The sequence below is a fragment of the Jatrophihabitans sp. genome (assembly GCA_036399055.1).
In the GTDB taxonomy this organism is placed as follows: Bacteria; Actinomycetota; Actinomycetes; order Mycobacteriales; family Jatrophihabitantaceae; genus Jatrophihabitans_A.
This window is the reverse complement of sequence record DASWNX010000002.1, coordinates 1-17,707: the sequence shown is the minus strand read 5'-3', so window position 1 is coordinate 17,707 and position 17,707 is coordinate 1. Positions and strand designations below refer to the sequence as shown.

Annotated in this window: 15 protein-coding genes; 12 read left to right on the top strand and 3 right to left on the bottom strand. The window is 68.9% G+C overall.

Annotated elements, in window-relative coordinates; translation table 11 throughout:
• Positions 1-41: 41 nt before the first annotated feature.
• The 3 genes from thrC (at position 42) to rho (ending at position 4,717) form a co-directional block, all read left to right on the top strand.
• A complete protein-coding gene (gene thrC, locus VGB75_00145; protein ID HEY0165424.1) occupies positions 42-1,130 on the top strand; it encodes a threonine synthase in 1,089 nt (362 codons plus the stop codon).
• Positions 1,130-2,050, top strand: a complete 921-nt coding sequence (gene thrB, locus VGB75_00140) for a homoserine kinase (GenBank protein ID HEY0165423.1) — start codon at positions 1,130-1,132, stop codon at positions 2,048-2,050. The genes thrC and thrB overlap by 1 nt, the downstream gene beginning before the upstream one ends.
• A 372-nt stretch (positions 2,051-2,422) precedes the next feature.
• On the top strand, positions 2,423-4,717 hold the full coding sequence (gene rho / locus VGB75_00135; protein HEY0165422.1) for a transcription termination factor Rho: 2,295 nt from the start codon (positions 2,423-2,425) through the stop codon (positions 4,715-4,717).
• Positions 4,718-4,732: 15 nt separating this feature from the next.
• Here rho and VGB75_00130 read toward each other — a convergent pair whose 3' ends face one another.
• Both VGB75_00130 and VGB75_00125 read right to left on the bottom strand, forming a co-directional pair.
• A complete protein-coding gene (locus VGB75_00130; GenBank protein ID HEY0165421.1) occupies positions 4,733-5,350 on the bottom strand; it encodes an alpha-glucosidase C-terminal domain-containing protein in 618 nt (205 codons plus the stop codon).
• Positions 5,347-6,504, bottom strand: coding sequence for an alpha-amylase family glycosyl hydrolase (locus tag VGB75_00125; protein HEY0165420.1), 1,158 nt, complete (start codon positions 6,502-6,504; stop codon positions 5,347-5,349). Before VGB75_00125 ends, VGB75_00130 begins: the two co-directional genes overlap by 4 nt.
• A 120-nt stretch (positions 6,505-6,624) precedes the next feature.
• On the opposite strand from VGB75_00125, the gene VGB75_00120 reads away from it, so the two are divergent.
• From VGB75_00120 to prmC, 7 genes are all read left to right on the top strand, one after another.
• Positions 6,625-7,113 (top strand): hypothetical protein, encoded by a 489-nt coding sequence (locus tag VGB75_00120; protein ID HEY0165419.1) that lies wholly within the window; start codon positions 6,625-6,627, stop codon positions 7,111-7,113.
• A gap of 131 nt (positions 7,114-7,244) precedes the next feature.
• Positions 7,245-8,531 carry an ABC transporter substrate-binding protein gene (locus tag VGB75_00115; protein ID HEY0165418.1) on the top strand — a complete coding sequence of 429 codons (1,287 nt, stop codon included), beginning with the start codon at positions 7,245-7,247 and terminating at the stop codon, positions 8,529-8,531.
• 113 nt (positions 8,532-8,644) lie between these two features.
• Positions 8,645-9,664: a sugar ABC transporter permease gene (locus VGB75_00110; GenBank protein HEY0165417.1), complete on the top strand. Its 1,020-nt coding sequence runs from the start codon at positions 8,645-8,647 to the stop codon at positions 9,662-9,664.
• A gap of 1 nt (position 9,665) precedes the next feature.
• Positions 9,666-10,565, top strand: a complete 900-nt coding sequence (locus VGB75_00105) for a carbohydrate ABC transporter permease (GenBank protein HEY0165416.1) — start codon at positions 9,666-9,668, stop codon at positions 10,563-10,565.
• 294 nt (positions 10,566-10,859) lie between these two features.
• On the top strand, positions 10,860-11,084 hold the full coding sequence (gene rpmE / locus VGB75_00100; protein ID HEY0165415.1) for a 50S ribosomal protein L31: 225 nt from the start codon (positions 10,860-10,862) through the stop codon (positions 11,082-11,084).
• A gap of 110 nt (positions 11,085-11,194) precedes the next feature.
• The gene (prfA, locus tag VGB75_00095; protein ID HEY0165414.1) at positions 11,195-12,280 is read left to right on the top strand and encodes a peptide chain release factor 1; all 1,086 of its coding nucleotides are present in this window, start codon (positions 11,195-11,197) and stop codon (positions 12,278-12,280) included.
• A complete protein-coding gene (gene prmC / locus VGB75_00090; protein HEY0165413.1) occupies positions 12,280-13,137 on the top strand; it encodes a peptide chain release factor N(5)-glutamine methyltransferase in 858 nt (285 codons plus the stop codon). The genes prfA and prmC overlap by 1 nt, the downstream gene beginning before the upstream one ends.
• Here the strand turns inward: prmC and VGB75_00085 are convergent.
• Positions 13,134-14,312, bottom strand: a complete 1,179-nt coding sequence (locus tag VGB75_00085) for a hypothetical protein (protein ID HEY0165412.1) — start codon at positions 14,310-14,312, stop codon at positions 13,134-13,136. The two genes, prmC and VGB75_00085, sit on opposite strands and share 4 nt — an antisense overlap.
• Positions 14,313-14,600: 288 nt before the next feature.
• Here VGB75_00085 and VGB75_00080 point away from each other — a divergent pair, with 288 nt between their 5' ends.
• Positions 14,601-15,257 carry an L-threonylcarbamoyladenylate synthase gene (locus VGB75_00080; protein HEY0165411.1) on the top strand — a complete coding sequence of 219 codons (657 nt, stop codon included), beginning with the start codon at positions 14,601-14,603 and terminating at the stop codon, positions 15,255-15,257.
• A gap of 1,135 nt (positions 15,258-16,392) precedes the next feature.
• The gene (gene glyA / locus VGB75_00075; GenBank protein HEY0165410.1) at positions 16,393-17,658 is read left to right on the top strand and encodes a serine hydroxymethyltransferase; all 1,266 of its coding nucleotides are present in this window, start codon (positions 16,393-16,395) and stop codon (positions 17,656-17,658) included.
• The last annotated feature ends 49 nt before the right edge of the window (positions 17,659-17,707 follow it).

Sequence of the window (17,707 nt, the reverse complement as noted above, 5' to 3'; positions counted from 1 at the left end):
ACTGGGCGTTTTGGGTTTCAGCAACAGGGGATTGGGCAGACATGGCCGGACGGCAGTACACCAGCGGCCCGCTGGCCACGGCGTGGCCCGGGCTCATCGAGGCCTACCGGGACCGGCTGCCGGTGACCGCCCACACGCCGGTGGTCACCCTCTACGAGGGCGGCACGCCGCTGGTGCCGGCCGCCGAGCTGTCGGCCCTGGTGAACGCCGAGGTGTACCTCAAGGTCGAAGGCGCCAATCCGACCGGCTCGTTCAAGGACCGGGGCATGACGGTGGCCATCTCCAAAGCGGCCGAGGCCGGGGCCAAGGCGGTGATCTGCGCCTCGACCGGAAACACCTCCGCCTCGGCGGCGGCCTACGCGGTGCGCGCCGGCATGGTGTGCGCGGTGCTGGTCCCGCAAGGCAAGATCGCGCTGGGCAAGATGGCGCAGGCGCTGGTGCACGGCGCCAGGTTGCTGCAGGTGGACGGCAATTTCGACGACTGCCTGGAACTGGCTCGCAAGCTCGCGGTCGATTACCCGGTGGCGCTGGTCAACTCGGTGAACCCGGACCGGATCGAGGGCCAGAAGACCGCCGCCTTCGAGATCTGCGACCTGCTCGGCCGGGCGCCTGACATCCACTGCATCCCGGTCGGCAACGCCGGCAACATCACCGCCTACTGGAAGGGCTACCGGGAGTACCTGGCCGACGGCCTGATCGAGAAAGCCCCTGCGATGCATGGGTTTCAAGCCGCGGGGTCCGCTCCGATCGTGCTCGGCAAGCCGGTGGCCAAGCCGATCACCATCGCCACCGCGATCCGGATCGGCAACCCGGCCTCGTGGCTGCAGGCCGAAGCCGCGCGGGACGACTCAGGCGGGCTGATCGACTCGGTGACCGACAAGGAGATCCTGGCGGCTTACCGGTTGCTGGCGCGCAAAGAAGCGGTGTTCGTGGAGCCGGCGTCCGCGGCCAGCGTCGCCGGGCTCATCAAGTCCGCCGGCGCCGGCCGGCTGCGGGCTGGCGCCCTGGTGGTCTGCACCGTCACCGGCAATGGCCTCAAGGACCCCGAGTGGGCCATCTCGGGAGCGCCGGCGCCGGTGACGATCCCTGTTGACGGCCATGCCGCGGCGGTCGAGCTCGGGCTGGTGTGATGCCCGCGCCGTTCAGCGCCGCCACCGTCGCCGTGCGCGTGCCGGCCACCAGCGCCAACCTCGGGCCCGGTTATGACAGCTTCGGGCTGGCGCTCAGCTGTTATGACGAGGTGCGGGCTCGGGTCAGCGGCGCCGGCCTGGACGTCCGGGTCGCCGGCGCCGGCGCCGGCACGCTCGCGCTGGACGAGGGGCACCTGGTCGTCCAGGCGATGCGGGCCGCCTTCGACCTGCTTGGCGCCCAGCCGCCGGGGCTGGCGCTGGAGTGCGCCAACGCCATCCCGCACGGCCGTGGCATGGGTTCCTCGGCGGCGGCCATCGTCAGCGGCATCGAGCTGGCCCGGGGCCTGAGCCTCGACGGCCGGGCACGCCTGAGCGAGGTCGAGGCCCTTGCCCTGGCCGCCGAGATCGAGGGCCACCCCGACAACGTCGCCGCGTGCCTGCTCGGTGGGCTGAGCATCGCCTGGTCCTCCGGCGGCCGGGGCAACGGCGTGCGGGCTGCGAGCGCCGATCAGCTGGCCGCCACCGGGGTCCGGCCGGTGCTGTTCATCCCGGCCGAGCAGTCGGAGACCAAGGCTGCCCGGGCGGTGTTGCCAGCGCAGGTGCCGCACGCCGACGCGGCCTTCAACGCCGGCCGGGCGGGCCTGCTGGTGCTCGCGCTGACCAGCCGCCCCGAGCTCCTGCTGGCGGGCACCGAGGACCGGCTGCACCAGGGTTACCGGGCCGCGGGCATGCCGGCCAGCGCCGGCCTGGTGAGGGCGCTGCGACAGCGTGGCGTCGCCGCAGTCTTCTCGGGCGCCGGTTCCTCGGTGCTGGCGCTTGCCACCGCCGAGCAGGCCGGGCCGGCTGCTGAGCTGGCGCCACCCGGCTGGGAGTGCGCCGCGCTGACCTTCTCCGCAGGCGCGCGGACTGCCCTGCTGTGAGAGGGGGCGGGGCTGAGATCTGAGGCCCGGCTACCTAGGCGAGCGTGGCGGAATCGGAATATGACACGCCATACCCTGTGTTGGCGCAGTGAGCAGCTTGCGTCTACTCTTAGTTCATTCCTCGCGTGACCGCGGTTGTGCCAGCTACGCGACGAAGCAGCCCGAAGAGCCTGCGCGGACGTTCCAAAAGTCGAAACTCAGTCAGAATCCACTGACTTCGAGCTGGGCGCTTTGGACAAGTTCCGCTCCGACCTCGACTGCGAGTTCCCCTGGTCGGTAATTCGATCAGCCCGGCGATACCCGCCGACCTAACACCGGTGTGCGTCTGACCGAAAAGAGACGTACAACCACTCGGAAGGATCCGAAACCACAGTGACAGACACCCAGGACCAACTCAACGTCCTGCCCGGCACCGAGTCAGTAGACACCGGTGCCAATAACGCCGCCCAGGAGCGCGCCAAGCGCCGCTCCGGATCGCTGTCCTCGATGTTGCTTCCTGAGCTGCAGGCGCTGGCCGGCTCGATGGGCATTGCCACCGGCAAGATGCGCAAGAGCGACCTGATCGCCGCCATCGAGACCGCCAAGCGGCCCCAGAGCAGTTCCAGCAGCGCTCCCGTGGCCCGTCAGAGCGAGGCCGAGGCCGCCCCGACCGCCCAGGCCGCGCCGACCGCCCAGGCCGCGCCGACCACCCGTACCCGCCGCTCGGCCACCCGGGCTGCAACCCACGTCCAGTCCACGGCCTCGGAGCAGGCTCCTGACAGCCCGCCCGCCCAGCACGGCAGCCCGTCCGGCGACGGCGGGCAGGACACCGCACGCGGCGCGGACAGCACCGGCTCCGAGGGCCCCGGCTCCGAGGGCGCCGGCGCCCGCCAGGCCGAGCGCGGCCGGACCCGCGAAGCCGGCCGCGGTCGCGAGAGCCAGACCCGCGAGGCCAATGGCCGTGAGGGCCAGACCCGGGAAGTCAACGGTCGCGAGGGCCAGACCCGTGAGGGCCAGACCCGCGAGGTCAACGGCCGTGAGGGCCAGACCCGCGAGGTCAACGGCCGTGAGGGCCAGACCCGAGAAGTCAACGGTCGCGAGGGCCAGACCCGCGAGGTCAACGGTCGCGACAGCCAGACCCGTGAGGGCCAGACCCGCGAGGCCAACGGCCGCGACAGCCAGACCCGCGAGGCCAATGGCCGTGAGGGCCAGACCCGCGAGGTCAACGGCCGTGAGGGCCAGACCCGCGAGTACCAGGCCCGCGACGCCAACGGTCAGGAGGGCCAGACCCGCGACGGCCAGGCCCGCGACGGCAGGGACGGCAACCGTGAGTTCAACGGTCGCGACGGCAACCGCAACTCCAACCGCGACGCCGGCCAGCGTGACCGCAACCAGAGTGGTCCGAACAACAGCACTGACGACGACGACGAGTTCGGCGGCCGCCGACCGCGGCGCTACCGCGACCGTCGGGGTCGCACCCGTGACCGCGTCGAGGCGCCGAGCAATGGCGGTCGCAACGACATCGAGCCGACGATCTCCGACGACGACGTCCTGGTGCCGGTGGCCGGCATCATCGACAACGTCGATGACAAGGGCTCCTGGTTCATCCGGGTCAGCGGGTACTTCGCCAGCTCCGATGACGTCTACGTCGCCAACTCCCACGTCCGCCGCTACAACCTGCGGCGCGGCGACGCGGTCACCGGCGCGGTGCGCCAGACCCGCGAGGGTGAGCGCAAGGAGAAGTTCAACCCGCTGGTCCGGCTGGACACGATCAACGGCGTCGATCCCGAGCTTGCCCGTAACCGGGTCGAGTTCACCAAGCTCACCCCGCTGTACCCGCAGGAGCGGTTGCGGCTGGAGACCGAGCCGCACATCCTGACGACCCGGGTGATCGACCTGGTCATGCCGATCGGCAAGGGCCAGCGCGCGCTCATCGTCTCACCGCCCAAGGCGGGCAAGACCATGATCATGCAGGCGATCGCCAATGCCATCGCCACCAACAACCCTGAGTGCCATCTGATGGTCGTGCTGATCGACGAGCGGCCTGAAGAGGTCACCGACATGCAGCGCTCGGTCAAGGGCGAGGTCATCGCCTCGACCTTCGACCGGCGCCCGCAGGATCACACGATGGTCGCCGAGCTGTCCATCGAGCGGGCCAAGCGGCTGGTCGAGATGGGCCACGACGTCGTCGTGCTGCTCGACTCGATCACCCGGCTGGGCCGCGCGTACAACCTGGGCGCCCCGGCGTCGGGACGGATCCTGTCCGGCGGTGTCGACTCGACCGCGCTGTACCCGCCGAAGCGGTTCCTGGGCGCGGCCCGCAACATCGAGGACGGCGGCTCACTGACCATCATCGCCTCGGCGCTGGTCGAGACCGGCTCCGCCGGTGACACCGTGATCTTCGAGGAGTTCAAGGGCACCGGCAACGCCGAGCTGCGGCTGGACCGCAAGATCGCCGACAAGCGGGTCTACCCGGCCGTGGACGTGGACCAGTCCTCGACCCGTAAGGAAGAGATCCTGCTGTCACCTGACGAGCTGGCGGTGGTCATCAAGCTGCGCCGGGTGCTGCACGCCCTGGACCCGCAGCAGGGCATCGACCTGCTGCTGGACCGGCTGCGTAAGACCCGGACGAACATCGAGTTCCTGATGCAGATCGCCAAGACCACGCCGGGTAACGACGACCGCTGAGCCGGCAGGCTCTGCTCAGCCTGGGGCGGTAGTGCGCCGGTAGACCCGGCATTCCCAGGGCCGTAGCGGCAGGAAAGCCGGCGCCGAGTGCGGGCCGGCCGGCTTGGCGGTGGCCGGGTAGTTGCCGATCAGCAGCTCGGCGGCTGCCCAGTCGCGCGCCTCGGGCAGCCGCGCCTGGACGTCGGCGCCGGTGAAATTGCCCAGCACCAGCCAGAGTTCGGAGTCCAGGCGGCGGGTGAAGGCATAGACCTGCTCGTCCTCGGGCAGCAACATCTCAAAGCTTCCGCGGGCCACGATCGGGTGGGTGTGCCGGAGCGCGATCAGCTTTCGGTAGTGGTGAAAGACCGAGTCCGGATCGGCCAGTTCCCGCTCGGCGTTGATCTGGCGGTGATTCGGATTGACCCCGATCCAGGGTTCGGCGGAGCTGAAGCCGGCGTGCGGCCCCGAGGTCCACTGCATCGGGGTGCGGGCGTTGTCCCGGCTCATCCGCCGAAGAGCCGCCAACAACTGGCTGTCGTCGGGCGCGTCGCCGCTCGGCGACCCGTCCGGGTCACCGGCGGTCATCGCGGCGTAGTAGTTCAGCGATTCGATGTCACGGAAATCGGAGATCGAATCGAACACCGAGTTCGTCATGGCGAGCTCTTCGCCCTGGTAGACGTAGGGGGTTCCGCGGTGCAGGTGCAACACGGTGGCCAGCATCTTGGCCGACAGGACCCGGTACTGCTCGCTGTCATCGCCGAAGCGCGACACCACCCGGGGCTGGTCGTGGTTGTTCCAGTACAGGCTGTTCCAGCCGACCTCGGCCAGGCCGGCCTGCCAGCGTCCGAGGCTCGCCTTGAGGTCCAGCAGCTTGAAGCCGGTCGGGTGGAACTTGTCGATGCCCTGGTCCAGTTGCACGTGCTCGAACTGGAACACCATGTCGAGCTCGTGCCGGGCCGGGCCGGATCGGTGAACAGCCGCGCCTGCTCCACGGTCACCCCCGGCATCTCGCCGACGGTCAGCGACTTCCCGTCGCGGCCGGCGAAGACCTGCTGGTTCATCTCCTGCAGGAACTCGTGGATGCGCGGCCCGCAGATGTAATGCGGTGAGCCGTCCCCGTAGGCGCCGGAGCGGACCGGCCCGTCTGGCAGCCGCGGGTCCTTGGAGATCATGTTGATGACGTCCATCCGGAAGCCGTCGACGCCCCGGTCCAGCCACCATCGCATCATCGCGTGCACGGCTGAGCGGACCTCGGGGTTCTCCCAGTTCAGGTCGGGCTGCTTGCGGGAGAACAAGTGCAGGTAGTACTCGCCGCTGGCTTCGTCGAACTGCCAGGCCGAACCGGAGAAGGCCGAGCCCCAGTTGGTGGGCTCGGCGCCCGGCGCGCCGGGAGCCATTCCGGGCCGTGGCCCGCGCCACCAGTACCAGTCCCGGTAGGCAGCGTCCTTGCCGCGCCGTGACTGCTGGAACCACGGGTGCTCGTCGGAGGTGTGATTGACCACCAGGTCGAGCACCAGTCTCATGCCGCGCCGGTGCACCTCGGCCAGCAAGTGGTCGAAGTCGGCCAGCGAGCCGAACACCGGGTCGACGTCGCAGTAATCGCTGATGTCATAACCGGCGTCATCCTGCGGCGAGGGGAAGATCGGCGACAGCCAGAGGACGTCGACCCCAAGCCGCTGCAGGTAGTCCAGCCGGGTGGTGATGCCCGCAAGGTCTCCGACGCCGTCGCCGTTGGCATCGCAGAAGCTGCGCGGGTAGACCTGGTAGACGACGGCGGACTGCCACCACGTGGCCTGGCTGCTGTCCATGACCGCCTCCCGGACTCGACGACCACGCACTCGAGAGAAGAGAATCGGGCCGGCCCCTGCGAACATACCTGGAGCGCAACCGTGATCTCGGGCTGCCGCTGACCGTCCTAGACTTTCTTTGTGGCCAATCACGAGGCGGGCGGGCCGGCGCTGCGGAGTGGGCAGCGGCTGTCATGGCAAGTGCCGCCCTACCAGCCGGCGCTGTTGATGCTGCTGGTCTGCGGCGCGGCCGCCTGGAACATCTACGGCCACCCCTCCGAGACAGCGCGAGCCCTGACTCTGGGGCTGGGCGCGCTGGCCCTGGGACTGGCGGTGCTCGCCCTGCGGATGTACCTGGGGGTGGACTCCGACGGCGCTGTGGTCCGTTACCTGGGACGGCCCGTCTGGCTGCCCTGGGCCGAGGTCGCGCGCGTGGAGGTGGTCTCAGGCGTTCGCGGTTCGGACACGGTGCGATTCGTGCGGCACGACGGCAGTCATGTCGATGTCCCGCCGTCGCTGCTACAGCCCTCGACGCCGATGTCCAGGCCGCGGGCCGCGGCGAGGTTGAACGGCATCGGCAACCAGATCGAGGCGCATCGTCGCGGGCGGCCTCGGAGCGATCAGGACTAATGTGATGAGACTCTGGCGGGGAGGTAACAGTTGCGTATCTTTGGCTAGTCGGCCTTCTGCAATCAGTGTGTGCAATGTCATTCTCGAAGCGCCTGTAAGCGCTTAGTATCATCGTCGGAAGGACAGCTTTGATGAGTCCAAGGGTCGCATTCGGTGCGGTCTCGTTGCTCGGTGCGGCCGTGGTATTGGCTGGCTGCGGTGGCAGTGACGGCAATAACAACAGTGGTGCCGACGACAAGGCGGCCAGCGCCAGAGGCGCGATCACCTTCGTCACCGGCAAGGACAACAGCGGCTTGATGCCGCACCTGGCGCAGGAGTGGAACGCCGCGCACCCCAACGAGAAGGTCACCATCAAGCAGCAGTCCGATCAGGCTGACCAGCAGCTGTCCGACCTCCAGCAGCACTTCCAAGCCAAGGACCCCAACTACGACGTGGTGACGGTGGACGTCGTCTGGACGGCGGAGTTCGCGGCCAAGGGCTGGGTGATCCCGCTTGAGGGCCAGTACGCGATGGACACCAGCAAGCTGCTCGGTCCGACGGTGGAAGCGGCCACCTACAACAACAAGCTCTACGCCGCGCCCTACGCCTCTGACGCCGGCCTGCTGTACTACCGCAAGGACCTGGTCTCCAAGGCGCCCGCCACCTGGGACGAGATGATCGCGGCGTGCAAGGGTAAGACCTCGACTTCCATCACCGGCGCCAAGCCCGCCTGCTACGCGGGTCAGTTCGCCAAGTACGAGGGTCTGACGGTGAACGGCGCCGAGGCGATCAACTCCGCCGGTGGCCAGATCGTCAAGGAAGACGGCAAGACCCCCAATGTGGTGACGCCCGAGGCCACTGCCGGCCTGAACTTCCTGGTCAACGGTTTCAAGCAGGGCTACATCCCCAAGGAGGCGCTCGGCTTCCAGGAGACCCAGAGCCTGAACGCCTTCCAGGCCGGCCAGCTGATGTTCATGCGTAACTGGCCCTACGCCAACGCCATCCTCGAAGGCGCCGGCTCCAAGGTCGCCGGAAAGTTCGGCATCGCCCCGCTGCCCGGCCCGAACGGCGCCGGCGCCTCCAGCCTGGGTGGGCACAGCGTCGCCATCAGCACGTACTCCAAGTACAAGGCGACTGCGCTGGACTTCCTCAAGTTCGTCCAGTCAGAGCCGGTCCAGTCCTACAACCTGTCGCAGGGTTCGCAGGCGCCGGTCATCGAGTCGCTCTACTCAGACCCGGCGCTGGTGAAGAAGTTCCCGTACCTGCCGGTGCTGGCCAAGGGCATCGAGGCCGCGACTCCTCGTCCGGTCACCCCGTTCTACCCCGCCGTCACCGAAGCGATCCAGACCAATGTCTACGCCGCGCTGCAGGGACAGACCTCGGTTGACGAGGCCTTGAAGAGCCTTCAGGCGGCAATCGAGTCCGGCACCGCGGGCTGATCGATGCACCGTCATCCGTGACACTGGCGGAGCCGGCGCCGCGCGCCGGCTCCGCCAGACACGGGCTCTCGCTCCCTAACCCTGGGATGTCATCAGCCTGAGGAGGCTGCTTCATGACCCTGGCCAAACCCGCAGCGGGGAAATCCGCGAGCACGACGCTCCCCTCAGCGCCTGGACCGAAGCGCAACAAGATCAAGACCGGCGAGGGCCGGCTGGCGTTCCTGCTGGTGGCGCCCACGGTGGCCTTGCTCGGCCTGATCGTCGGGTACCCCATCGTCAAGGCGGTGTACCAGTCCTTCCTGTCGGACACGGCCAAGATCGACCCCGTGACCGGGCAGTTCGGCAAATCCGGCGCCTGGACCGGGCTCACCAACTACAAGCACTGGTTGTTCCAGGAATGCCCCACCGCAGGCGGCAAGGTCGTGAAGTGCCCGACCGGAACCCTCGGCTCGCAGTTCTGGGACTCGATCACCATCACCGTCGGGTTCACCGTCGTCACCGTGCTGCTTGAGACCGTCATCGGCATGATCTTCGCCTTGATGATGAACCGGGCGTTCAAGGGCCGGGCTCTGGTCCGGGCCGCGATCCTCATCCCGTGGGCGATCCCGACCGCTGTCACCGCCAAGCTGTGGCAGGTGGTCTTCGACCCGCAGGGAATCCTGAACAAGGTGCTCGGCACCAACTTCGCCTGGACCAGTGAGCAGTGGCCGGCCCGCTCGGCGATCGTGATAGCCGACGTCTGGAAGACCACGCCGTTCATCGCGCTGCTCATCCTGGCCGGCCTTCAGGGCATCAGCTCTGACATCTACGAGTCGGCCAAGGTCGACGGAGCCAACGCCTGGCAGCGCTTCATCAAGATCACCCTGCCGCTGGTCAAGCCGGCGCTGGCGGTCGCGGTCATCTTCCGCACCTTGGACGTGCTGCGGATGTATGACCTGCCCGCGATCCTCACCGGCGGCGCCAACGGCACCACCACCGTGTCGATCCTGGTGGTGGAGCAGTTGCGCAGCGGGCTGAACTCGGCTTCGGCGCTATCGACGATCACCTTCATCTTCATCTTCGCGATAGCACTCGGCATGGTGCGGCTGTTCAACGCCAATATCGTCGGCACACCTGGAAAGGGCGGTAAGTGACATGACCGCTGTCGCCCATAGCTCCACCGCGGTGGCCACCCCCACCGAGGCGGCGCCCGCCCCGAAGAAGCGTTTCGACGTCGGCAACCTCGGCACCCTGGCCGTCATAGCGCTCATCATCTTCTGGTGCCTGGCGCCGTTCTACTGGATGCTGGTGCTGGCCTTCCGCGAGACCGCCTTCACCTTCGAGACGACGCCCTGGTTCACCCACTTGACCCTGGAGAACTTCAGGTACGCCTTCGACACCACCAACAACCAGTTCGGCCGGTCGCTGCTGAACAGCTTGCTGATCGGCGCCGTGGTCACCTTCCTGGCGATGACGGTGGGGGTGTTCGCCGGCTACGCGATGGCCCGGCTCGCCTTCCGGGGCAAGGGCGCGGTGCTGGCCGCGATCCTCGGCGCGTCGATGTTCCCCGGTGTGGCGATCCTGACTCCGCTGTTCCAGCTGTTCGCCGACTGGGGTTGGCTGGGCACCTACCAGGCGCTGATCCTGCCCCAGATCTCGTTCTCGCTGCCGCTGGCGGTGTACACGCTGACCAGCTTCTTCTCCGACATGCCGTGGGAGTTGGAGCAGGCCGCTCGGGTGGACGGCGCCACCCCGGGCCAGGCGTTCCGGTTGGTGATCTTCCCGCTGGCCGCGCCCGCGCTGTTCACCACCGCCATCCTGGTGTTCCTGGCCTCCTGGAACGAGTTCCTGCTGTCCAGCGTGCTGGCCAACGGCGTCAAGAGCGTGGAGCCGTCCACGGTCGCCATCGCCAACTTCACCGCCGGCCCGCACGTGGTCCCCTACACCCAGACCATGGCGGCCGGCATCGTGGTGACCGTTCCGCTGGTGATCGTGGTGCTGCTGTTCCAGCGGCGCATCGTCAGCGGCCTGACCGCCGGCGGGGTCAAAGGCTGAGTCCGGAGCAACCGGTCCCTCGTCCCCGTCATCGGTCCACGGTGGCGGGGACGAGCCGTCCTCGCGGTGCGTCCTCTCGGCTGGAATGCTGCGATCGCGCGGGTGGAATTCCTGGTCACGCCCCCACGTTTGGCTCAGCGTGGCCACGACTGGCACACTGTCTGGTTGACGACCCGGCTCCGGTTCACGTCCTGTCCGCGACACCACCGCACCACCCAGTGGCGTCCGGAAACCCCCAGGGCGACCCGGCGGCCATAACCGGCGCCCGATGAGGCGCCATAGAAGGGAACCATCGTGAAGGACGCCATTCACCCCGAGTACGTGGTCACCGAAGTGACCTGCTCGTGCGGTAATTCGTTCACCACCCGCAGCACCGCCAAGGCCGGCTCGATGCACGCCGAAGTGTGCTCGGCCTGCCACCCGTTCTACACCGGCAAGCAGAAGATCATGGACGTCGGCGGCCGGGTGGACAAGTTCGAGAAGCGCTACGGAAAGCGTGAGCGCACCACCACCGCATAGCTACCTCGACGGCGCCCTGGGCGTGCCTCACCGGCACTCCCAGGGCGCCGTTCTCTTTGCCGAGACGGCTTAGACGCCGCAGCGAGCACGCGAGCACAGAGGAATGGGCAATGGTTCAAGAAGCTGACGGATCTTCCACGCTGGCACAGATGCTGACCGAGTACGTCGAGACCGAGACGGCGCTGTCGGACCCGGCGGTGCACGCCGACCAGGCCACCGCCCGGCGGCTCGGGCGCCGCTTCGCCCAACTGGCGCCGGTGGTCAGCGCGTCCCACGAACTGGACCGGGTGCGAGCTGACGCCCAGGCCGCTCGAGAGCTGGCCGGCGAGGATGACTCCTTCGCCGCCGAGGCCGAGGAGTTGGCGGCTCAGATCCCGGTGCTGGAGGACAAGCTGCGCGAGCTGCTGGTTCCCAAGGACCCCAACGACATCAAGGACGTGATCCTTGAGATCAAGGCCGGCGAGGGTGGCGACGAGTCCGCGCTGTTCGCCGGTGACCTGCTGCGGATGTACCTGCGCTACGCCGAGCTGCAGGGCTGGCAGACCGAGGTGCTCGACGACGAGGAGACCGACCTCGGCGGCCACAAGTCGGTCACCGTGGCGGTGCGCTCGCGCAGCCTGGACAAGCCGGTCTGGAGCAGGCTGAAGTACGAGGGCGGCGTGCACCGGGTGCAGCGGGTGCCGGTCACCGAGTCCCAGGGCCGGATCCACACCTCCGCGGCCGGGGTGCTGGTGCTTCCCGAGGCCGAGGACGTCGAGGTCGAGATCGATCCCAACGACCTGCGCATCGACGTCTACCGCTCCTCGGGCCCGGGCGGCCAGAGCGTCAACACCACCGACTCGGCGGTCCGGATCACCCACATCCCGACCGGCACGGTCGTCTCGATGCAGAACGAGAAGAGCCAGCTGCAGAACCGGGAGGCCGCGCTGCGGGTGCTGCGGGCCCGGCTGCTGGCGCACGCCCAGGAGCAGGCCCAGCAGGACGCCTCCGACGCGCGCCGCTTGCAGGTGCGCACCGTCGACCGATCCGAACGGATCAGGACGTACAACTACGCCGAGAACCGGATCGCCGATCACCGGGTCAACTTCAAGGCCTACAACCTCGACCAGGTGCTCGACGGCGCCCTCGACGACGTGATCGACGCGCTCACCAGGGCCGATGTCGAGGCAGCGCTGTCCGGAGACGCCGACAGCTGATGTCCCTCACCGTCCGGGCCGAACTCGCGGCGGCCACTGCCGAGCTGGCAGCGGGCGGCGTGCACTCTGCCCGGGTCGAGGCGGAGTTGCTGCTCAGCCACGTGCTGGGGGCCAGCCGCGGCCGGCTGCTGGTCATCCAGACGCTCAGCCCGCAGGAGGCGGCGCGGTTACGGCAGCTGGTCGACCAGCGGGTGACCGGCGTGCCGTTGCAGCACCTGACCGGCGGCGCGCCGTTTCGGCGGCTGGAGCTGGCGGTCGGGCCCGGGGTGTTCATCCCACGGCCGGAGACCGAGCTGCTGGTGGAGCTGGCGGCGCAGTGGCTGGCGCCGGGCGCCGTCGTGGTGGACCTGGGATCGGGATCCGGCGCGATCGCGCTGTCGGTGGCCCAGGAGTTCCCCGTGGCCCGGGTGATCGCGGTGGAGCGGTCGGAGCGGGCGCTGCGCTGGCTGCGGCGCAACGCCGCGGACCGGCAGGCGGCGGGGGACCGGCCGATCGAGGTGCTGCCCGGCGACATCGCCGACGCCGGGCTGCTGGCCGAGCTGAGCGGCGCCGCCAGCGTGGTGCTGGCCAACCCGCCCTACGTTCCGGAGTCGAGCAGGGCTCAGCTGCCGGCCGAGGTGGCCCACGATCCGGACGAGGCGCTGTTCGCCGGCGCCGACGGCCTGAGCCTGATGCCGGCCGTCATCGAGCTCGCGGCCCGGCTGCTGCGGCCGGGTGGCTTTCTGGGCGTCGAGCACGACCAGAGCCATGCCGAGGCGATGGCCCGGCTGCTCGGCGCATCAGGATGCTGGACGACCGTGGCCGGCCGGTCGGATCTGACCGGCCGGCCACGGTTCAGCACCGCGGTGCGCGCCTAGCTGAGGCCGACGACCGGCTCGCCCAGGGAGTTCAGGCCGGTGCCGGTCCGGACGCAGTTGCCGCCCCGGATCGCGCCGCCGTTGTAGGCCTGGCGCATGCAGCTGCGAATGGCCAGCTGGCCCCAGTAGTTCGGGTGCAGCGACTCCTGGACGTAGTACGGGCCGAAGGCCGCCGAGACGGTGCGGATGTTCTCGATCCATTCGCTGACGTTGACCGCGCCAGCACTGCGCCAGCTGGCCAGCGAGGTCTCTTGCAGCTTGTACACGCCGGTCTCGCACAGCCGCCGGCTGTTGAACAAGCTGGAGATGTTGACGATCTTGATGTTCGGCAGGGCCGACTGGGTGGCGGCGTTGCGGACCGCGGTGTTGATGGTGGGCAGCGCGCTGACGTTCGACCAGTCGGCGTCGGCGTTCCAGAACCCGCAGCCGCCGGTGTTCTGCCGGCCGTAGCCTGACTCGCTGTACCGGATGCCCGAACCGTTGGGCAACGGTGAGGGATAGGTCTGCAGCACGATGCTGTAATCGCTGGTCGTGTAGCCGTTGCGCGACATGGCGGTGTTGACGTTGCGCAGGGCGTTGGAGATGCGGGTCGTCACGGCCGAGACGTTGGTGCTGGTGAAGTTGGCGGTGACCGGGGAGTCGTCCTTGCAGTAGTTCTTGGCCCAGGTCGGGGAGGTCAGGAAGTTCTCGACGCACGTCTGCACGATGGTGCCGAAGTTGAAGTCGTTTCCGCCGATGGAGACGGCGACCATCGTGACCCGGTTGGTCGCGGCGAAGTTCTGCAGCGCCAGTGCCTGGCCGATGTGGCCGGCGCCGTCGTTGTAGAAGTCCAGACCCGGCTTGAAGTCGTTGTCCGGGTTGTAGGCCGAGGTGGCGGTCTTGGCCCCGGAGCAGGCCAGGTTCTTCGAGGCGATGGTGCCGAACGCGATCTGGGCGGACCGGGCTCGGTGGCAGCCGACGATCGACTCGCGGGTGCCGGCGTCGTAGTAGGCGGTCGAGCCGAGGGCGTCGGTCTGGGCCGAGTCGTTGGAGTTTCCGGCCCAGCGGCCTGCTTCACCGGAGATGTAGGAGTCACCCACGCTGACCGCCCAGGCGCTGCCGGACGGAACGGCCATGGGGCGGACCTTGGCGGCTGCCACCGGGCTGGCGAGGGCGACCAGCGCGCCGGTCATCATCGCGGCGCCGGCCAGGAGTGCGGCCGTACGCTGCCATCTCCTTTGCCGGGCACCTCGGGACACTGCGGAAGTTAGGGAATACGGCATTGCGGTTCCTCTCGAGGGTGCACGGGGGAGCGAGCGGCGAACAGGACGGGGGTAAGGCGGGGGGACGGGGGTGAAACGGGCTAGCCGAGCGAGCAGGTATTAAAGGACTACTCGGCTATACCGTGCGATCTTGACACTTCGGACCGCGTCCGGCCAGTCCCCACGCCCTAGCAGTTTTTCGGTGCGGCAGGATGTCAGTCCATGAGCGACCTGCTGGACTGCACCGATCCGAACACCCGTCCGATGGCGATCAGCGCCGCCGCGCGTGCGGTGAGCGCCGGCTCGGTCGTGGTGCTGCCCACCGACACGCTCTACGGCATCGGCGCCGATGCCTTCAACCCGGCGGCAGTGACCAGCCTGCTGGCGGCCAAAGGCCGCGGCCGGGACATGCCGGTTCCGGTCCTGGTCGGGTCCTGGCACACCATCGACGGCCTGGTCAGCGCCGTCTCGGGCCAGACGCGCGATCTGGTCGAGGCGTTCTGGCCGGGCGCGCTGACCCTGGTGGTCGAGCACGCGCCGTCACTGGCCTGGGACCTCGGCGACGCACGCGGAACCGTGGCGCTCAGGATGCCGCTGCACCCCGTGGCGCTGGACCTGCTGGCTCAAACCGGTCCGATGGCGGTGTCCAGCGCCAACATCACCTCGATGCCGCCGGCCGTGACCGCCCAGCAGGCCTACGAGCAGCTCGGTGAGTCGGTGTCGGTCTACCTCGACGGCGGCGAGGCGCCGGCCGGCCGGCCTTCGACGATCGTGGACCTGACCGGTCCAGTCCCGGTGCTGCTGCGTCAGGGCGCGGTCAGCGTGGAGCAATTGCGCGAGGTGCTGGACAACCTCGAGGCGCCCGGCGGGCCGTCCTGACACCGGCGGCTCGGGTGGACGGCTAGGCCGCGATGGTGGCGTCGGCCGGCTCAGCGGAGTGGAGATCGCCCCCGCCTTTCACTCCTCCACCGTCATCCCAGACCTGGGCGGCAGAGCTGGTCGTCCCGGCCGGCGCCTCGTCCGACTCATCACAGGACCTACCGCCTGACCCGCTGAATCCGCCGCCGCAGGCCTGAACAGTCACGCTCGCTGCTCGGGCGGAGGCCACGGTCGGCTCCTCGCAGGCCCTGCCGCCTGAACCGACAAGAGGGCCGCGGTCACAGTCCTGGATGGTGGTGACGGCCCGGGCCAGGGTCACGTCCGGCTCAGGGCAGCCCGAGCCCAGGTTCCCGCCGCCGCAGGGGTTCTGCGTGTTCGCCCTGGTTGCCTGAAGTGGGGTCACGGTCGGCTCTTCACAACTCCTGCCACCGGAGCCGCCGTATGGGCCTTCGCAGTAATGGAGGGGGTCGCTGGCCTGGCTAGAGGTAGAGAAGCCGCTGAGACTGGCCGCCGAAGCGCTGCCGGTAAGTACGGCGGTGGCCGGAGTGGCGATCGAGACCATCGCGCCAGCGGCCGTGATGGCTCCAGCGGCGAGAACGGCCAGGCGCTGCCATCCCTTTTGTGGAGATGCCGAAGACGCTGCGGGAAAAGCAGGACTGCGCATCGGTTCCTCCTGGGACGACACAGAACAACGAAACAAGATGAGCATTTCGTATAAAACAGGATGATCATTACATCTAACATCGCTGGCGGCTAGCCCAGGGGCGACCGATTCATCACGTGACCCCATCGGCTGGTTCACGTCAGGGTGCGGCCTGCCGGCGCAACCGCGCCAGCGGTCGTCCCTGCTGAGTCCTGGGCCAGTCGATTAGCCGCTGGAGCCCGGGGCGCAGCTCACTTGTGCGGGGTAGTCGTCTATGCCGCGCTGGTTGCCTTCTCCGGCTCAGCGCAGGTGATGCCGCCCGACCCGTGCGCTCCGCCGCCGCAGGTCCGGACGGTCACCTGGGCTCCCCGAGCACCCTGCCTGCCGTCGCAGCCCGGCGCCAGCCAGGTCGGCTAACCTCTTGGTGCGAGCCGTCGCGGTAGCCGCCGCCGACCTGTTCCAGCCCACCCTCAGCAAGGGAGCGTCGAGCACATGCCTGAGCAGTACTGGGGACCGGACTTCGAGTCGCTGCAGAAGATCGATCCAGAGATCGCCGGCGTGGTGCTGGACGAGCTGGACCGGCTGCGCGGCGGGCTGCAGTTGATCGCGAGCGAGAACTTCACCTCGCCGGCGGTGCTGGCCGCGCTGGGCAGCACCCTGAGCAACAAGTACGCCGAGGGCTATCCCGGCAAGCGTTACTACGGTGGCTGCGAGGTGGTCGACCGGGCCGAGCAGATCGGCATCGACCGCGCCAAGGCGCTGTTCGGCGCCGAGCACGCCAACCTGCAGCCGCACTCGGGCGCCAGCGCCAACCTGGCGGTCTACGGGGCGTTCCTGCAGCCCGGTGACACCGTGCTGGCGATGTCGCTGCCGCACGGCGGTCACCTCACTCACGGCACCAAGGTGAGCTTCTCGGGCAAGTGGTTCAACGCGGTCAGCTACGGCGTCGACCCTGAGACCGAGGACATCGACTACGACCAGGCCCGGGCGCTGGCCGCCGAGCACCGCCCCAAGATGATCATCTGCGGCGGCTCGGCCATTCCGCGGCTCATCGACTTCGCCGCGTTCCGCGAGATCGCCGACTCGGTGGGCGCCATCCTGATGGTCGACGCCGCCCACTTCATCGGCCTGGTCGCCGGCAAGGCGATCCCGTCGCCGGTGCCCTACGCCGACGTGGTCACCTTCACCACCCACAAGGTGCTGCGCGGTCCGCGCGGCGGGGCGCTGGTGTGCAAGGCCGAGCACGCCGCGAAGCTGGACAAGGCGGTGTTCCCGATGATGCAGGGCGGGCCGCTGATGCACGCGATCGCGGCCAAGGCGGTCAACCTCGCCGAGTGCGCGACGCCGGAGTACCAGGCCTACGCCAGGCAGGTCATCAGCAACGCCCAGGCGCTGACCGCGGGCCTGGCCGAGGCTGGGATGCGCCCGGTCACCGGCGGCACCGACACCCACCTGGCGCTGCTGGACCTGCAGGGGCTCGGGGTGAGCGGGCGGGACGCGGAGAGCCGCTGCGACGCCGCCGGCATCGTCCTGAACAAGAACGCCATTCCCAACGACCCGGCGCCGCCCTCGGTGGCCTCCGGCGTTCGGGTGGGCACCCCGTCGGTGACCACCCAGGGCATGACCGAGCCGCAGATGGCCCAGATCGCGCAGCTGATCGGCCGCGCGGTGACCAGCGCGGACGCCGCGGTGCACGCCGACGTCCGGGCCGAGGTCAGCGCGCTGGTCGCCGCCCACCCGGCATATCCGCAGGGCTGAGCCTGAAGGCGGTCCACTCGTGCATCCATCCCGCGAATACGCGCTGGTC

What these genes read in the sequence shown, in the direction of transcription:
- VGB75_00125 (HEY0165420.1), bottom strand. Translation starts at nt 6,504, where the DNA reads ATGGACAGCAGCCAGGCCACGTGGTGGCAGTCCGCCGTCGTCTACCAG.
- thrB (HEY0165423.1), top strand. Translation starts at nt 1,130, where the DNA reads ATGCCCGCGCCGTTCAGCGCCGCCACCGTCGCCGTGCGCGTGCCGGCC.
- VGB75_00130 (HEY0165421.1), bottom strand. Translation starts at nt 5,350, where the DNA reads ATGACGAACTCGGTGTTCGATTCGATCTCCGATTTCCGTGACATCGAA.
- VGB75_00110 (HEY0165417.1), top strand. Translation starts at nt 8,645, where the DNA reads ATGACCCTGGCCAAACCCGCAGCGGGGAAATCCGCGAGCACGACGCTC.
- VGB75_00085 (HEY0165412.1), bottom strand. Translation starts at nt 14,312, where the DNA reads ATGATGACCGGCGCGCTGGTCGCCCTCGCCAGCCCGGTGGCAGCCGCC.
- VGB75_00080 (HEY0165411.1), top strand. Translation starts at nt 14,601, where the DNA reads ATGAGCGACCTGCTGGACTGCACCGATCCGAACACCCGTCCGATGGCG.
- glyA (HEY0165410.1), top strand. Translation starts at nt 16,393, where the DNA reads ATGCCTGAGCAGTACTGGGGACCGGACTTCGAGTCGCTGCAGAAGATC.
- prmC (HEY0165413.1), top strand. Translation starts at nt 12,280, where the DNA reads ATGTCCCTCACCGTCCGGGCCGAACTCGCGGCGGCCACTGCCGAGCTG.
- thrC (HEY0165424.1), top strand. Translation starts at nt 42, where the DNA reads ATGGCCGGACGGCAGTACACCAGCGGCCCGCTGGCCACGGCGTGGCCC.
- VGB75_00105 (HEY0165416.1), top strand. Translation starts at nt 9,666, where the DNA reads ATGACCGCTGTCGCCCATAGCTCCACCGCGGTGGCCACCCCCACCGAG.
- VGB75_00115 (HEY0165418.1), top strand. Translation starts at nt 7,245, where the DNA reads ATGAGTCCAAGGGTCGCATTCGGTGCGGTCTCGTTGCTCGGTGCGGCC.
- prfA (HEY0165414.1), top strand. Translation starts at nt 11,195, where the DNA reads ATGGTTCAAGAAGCTGACGGATCTTCCACGCTGGCACAGATGCTGACC.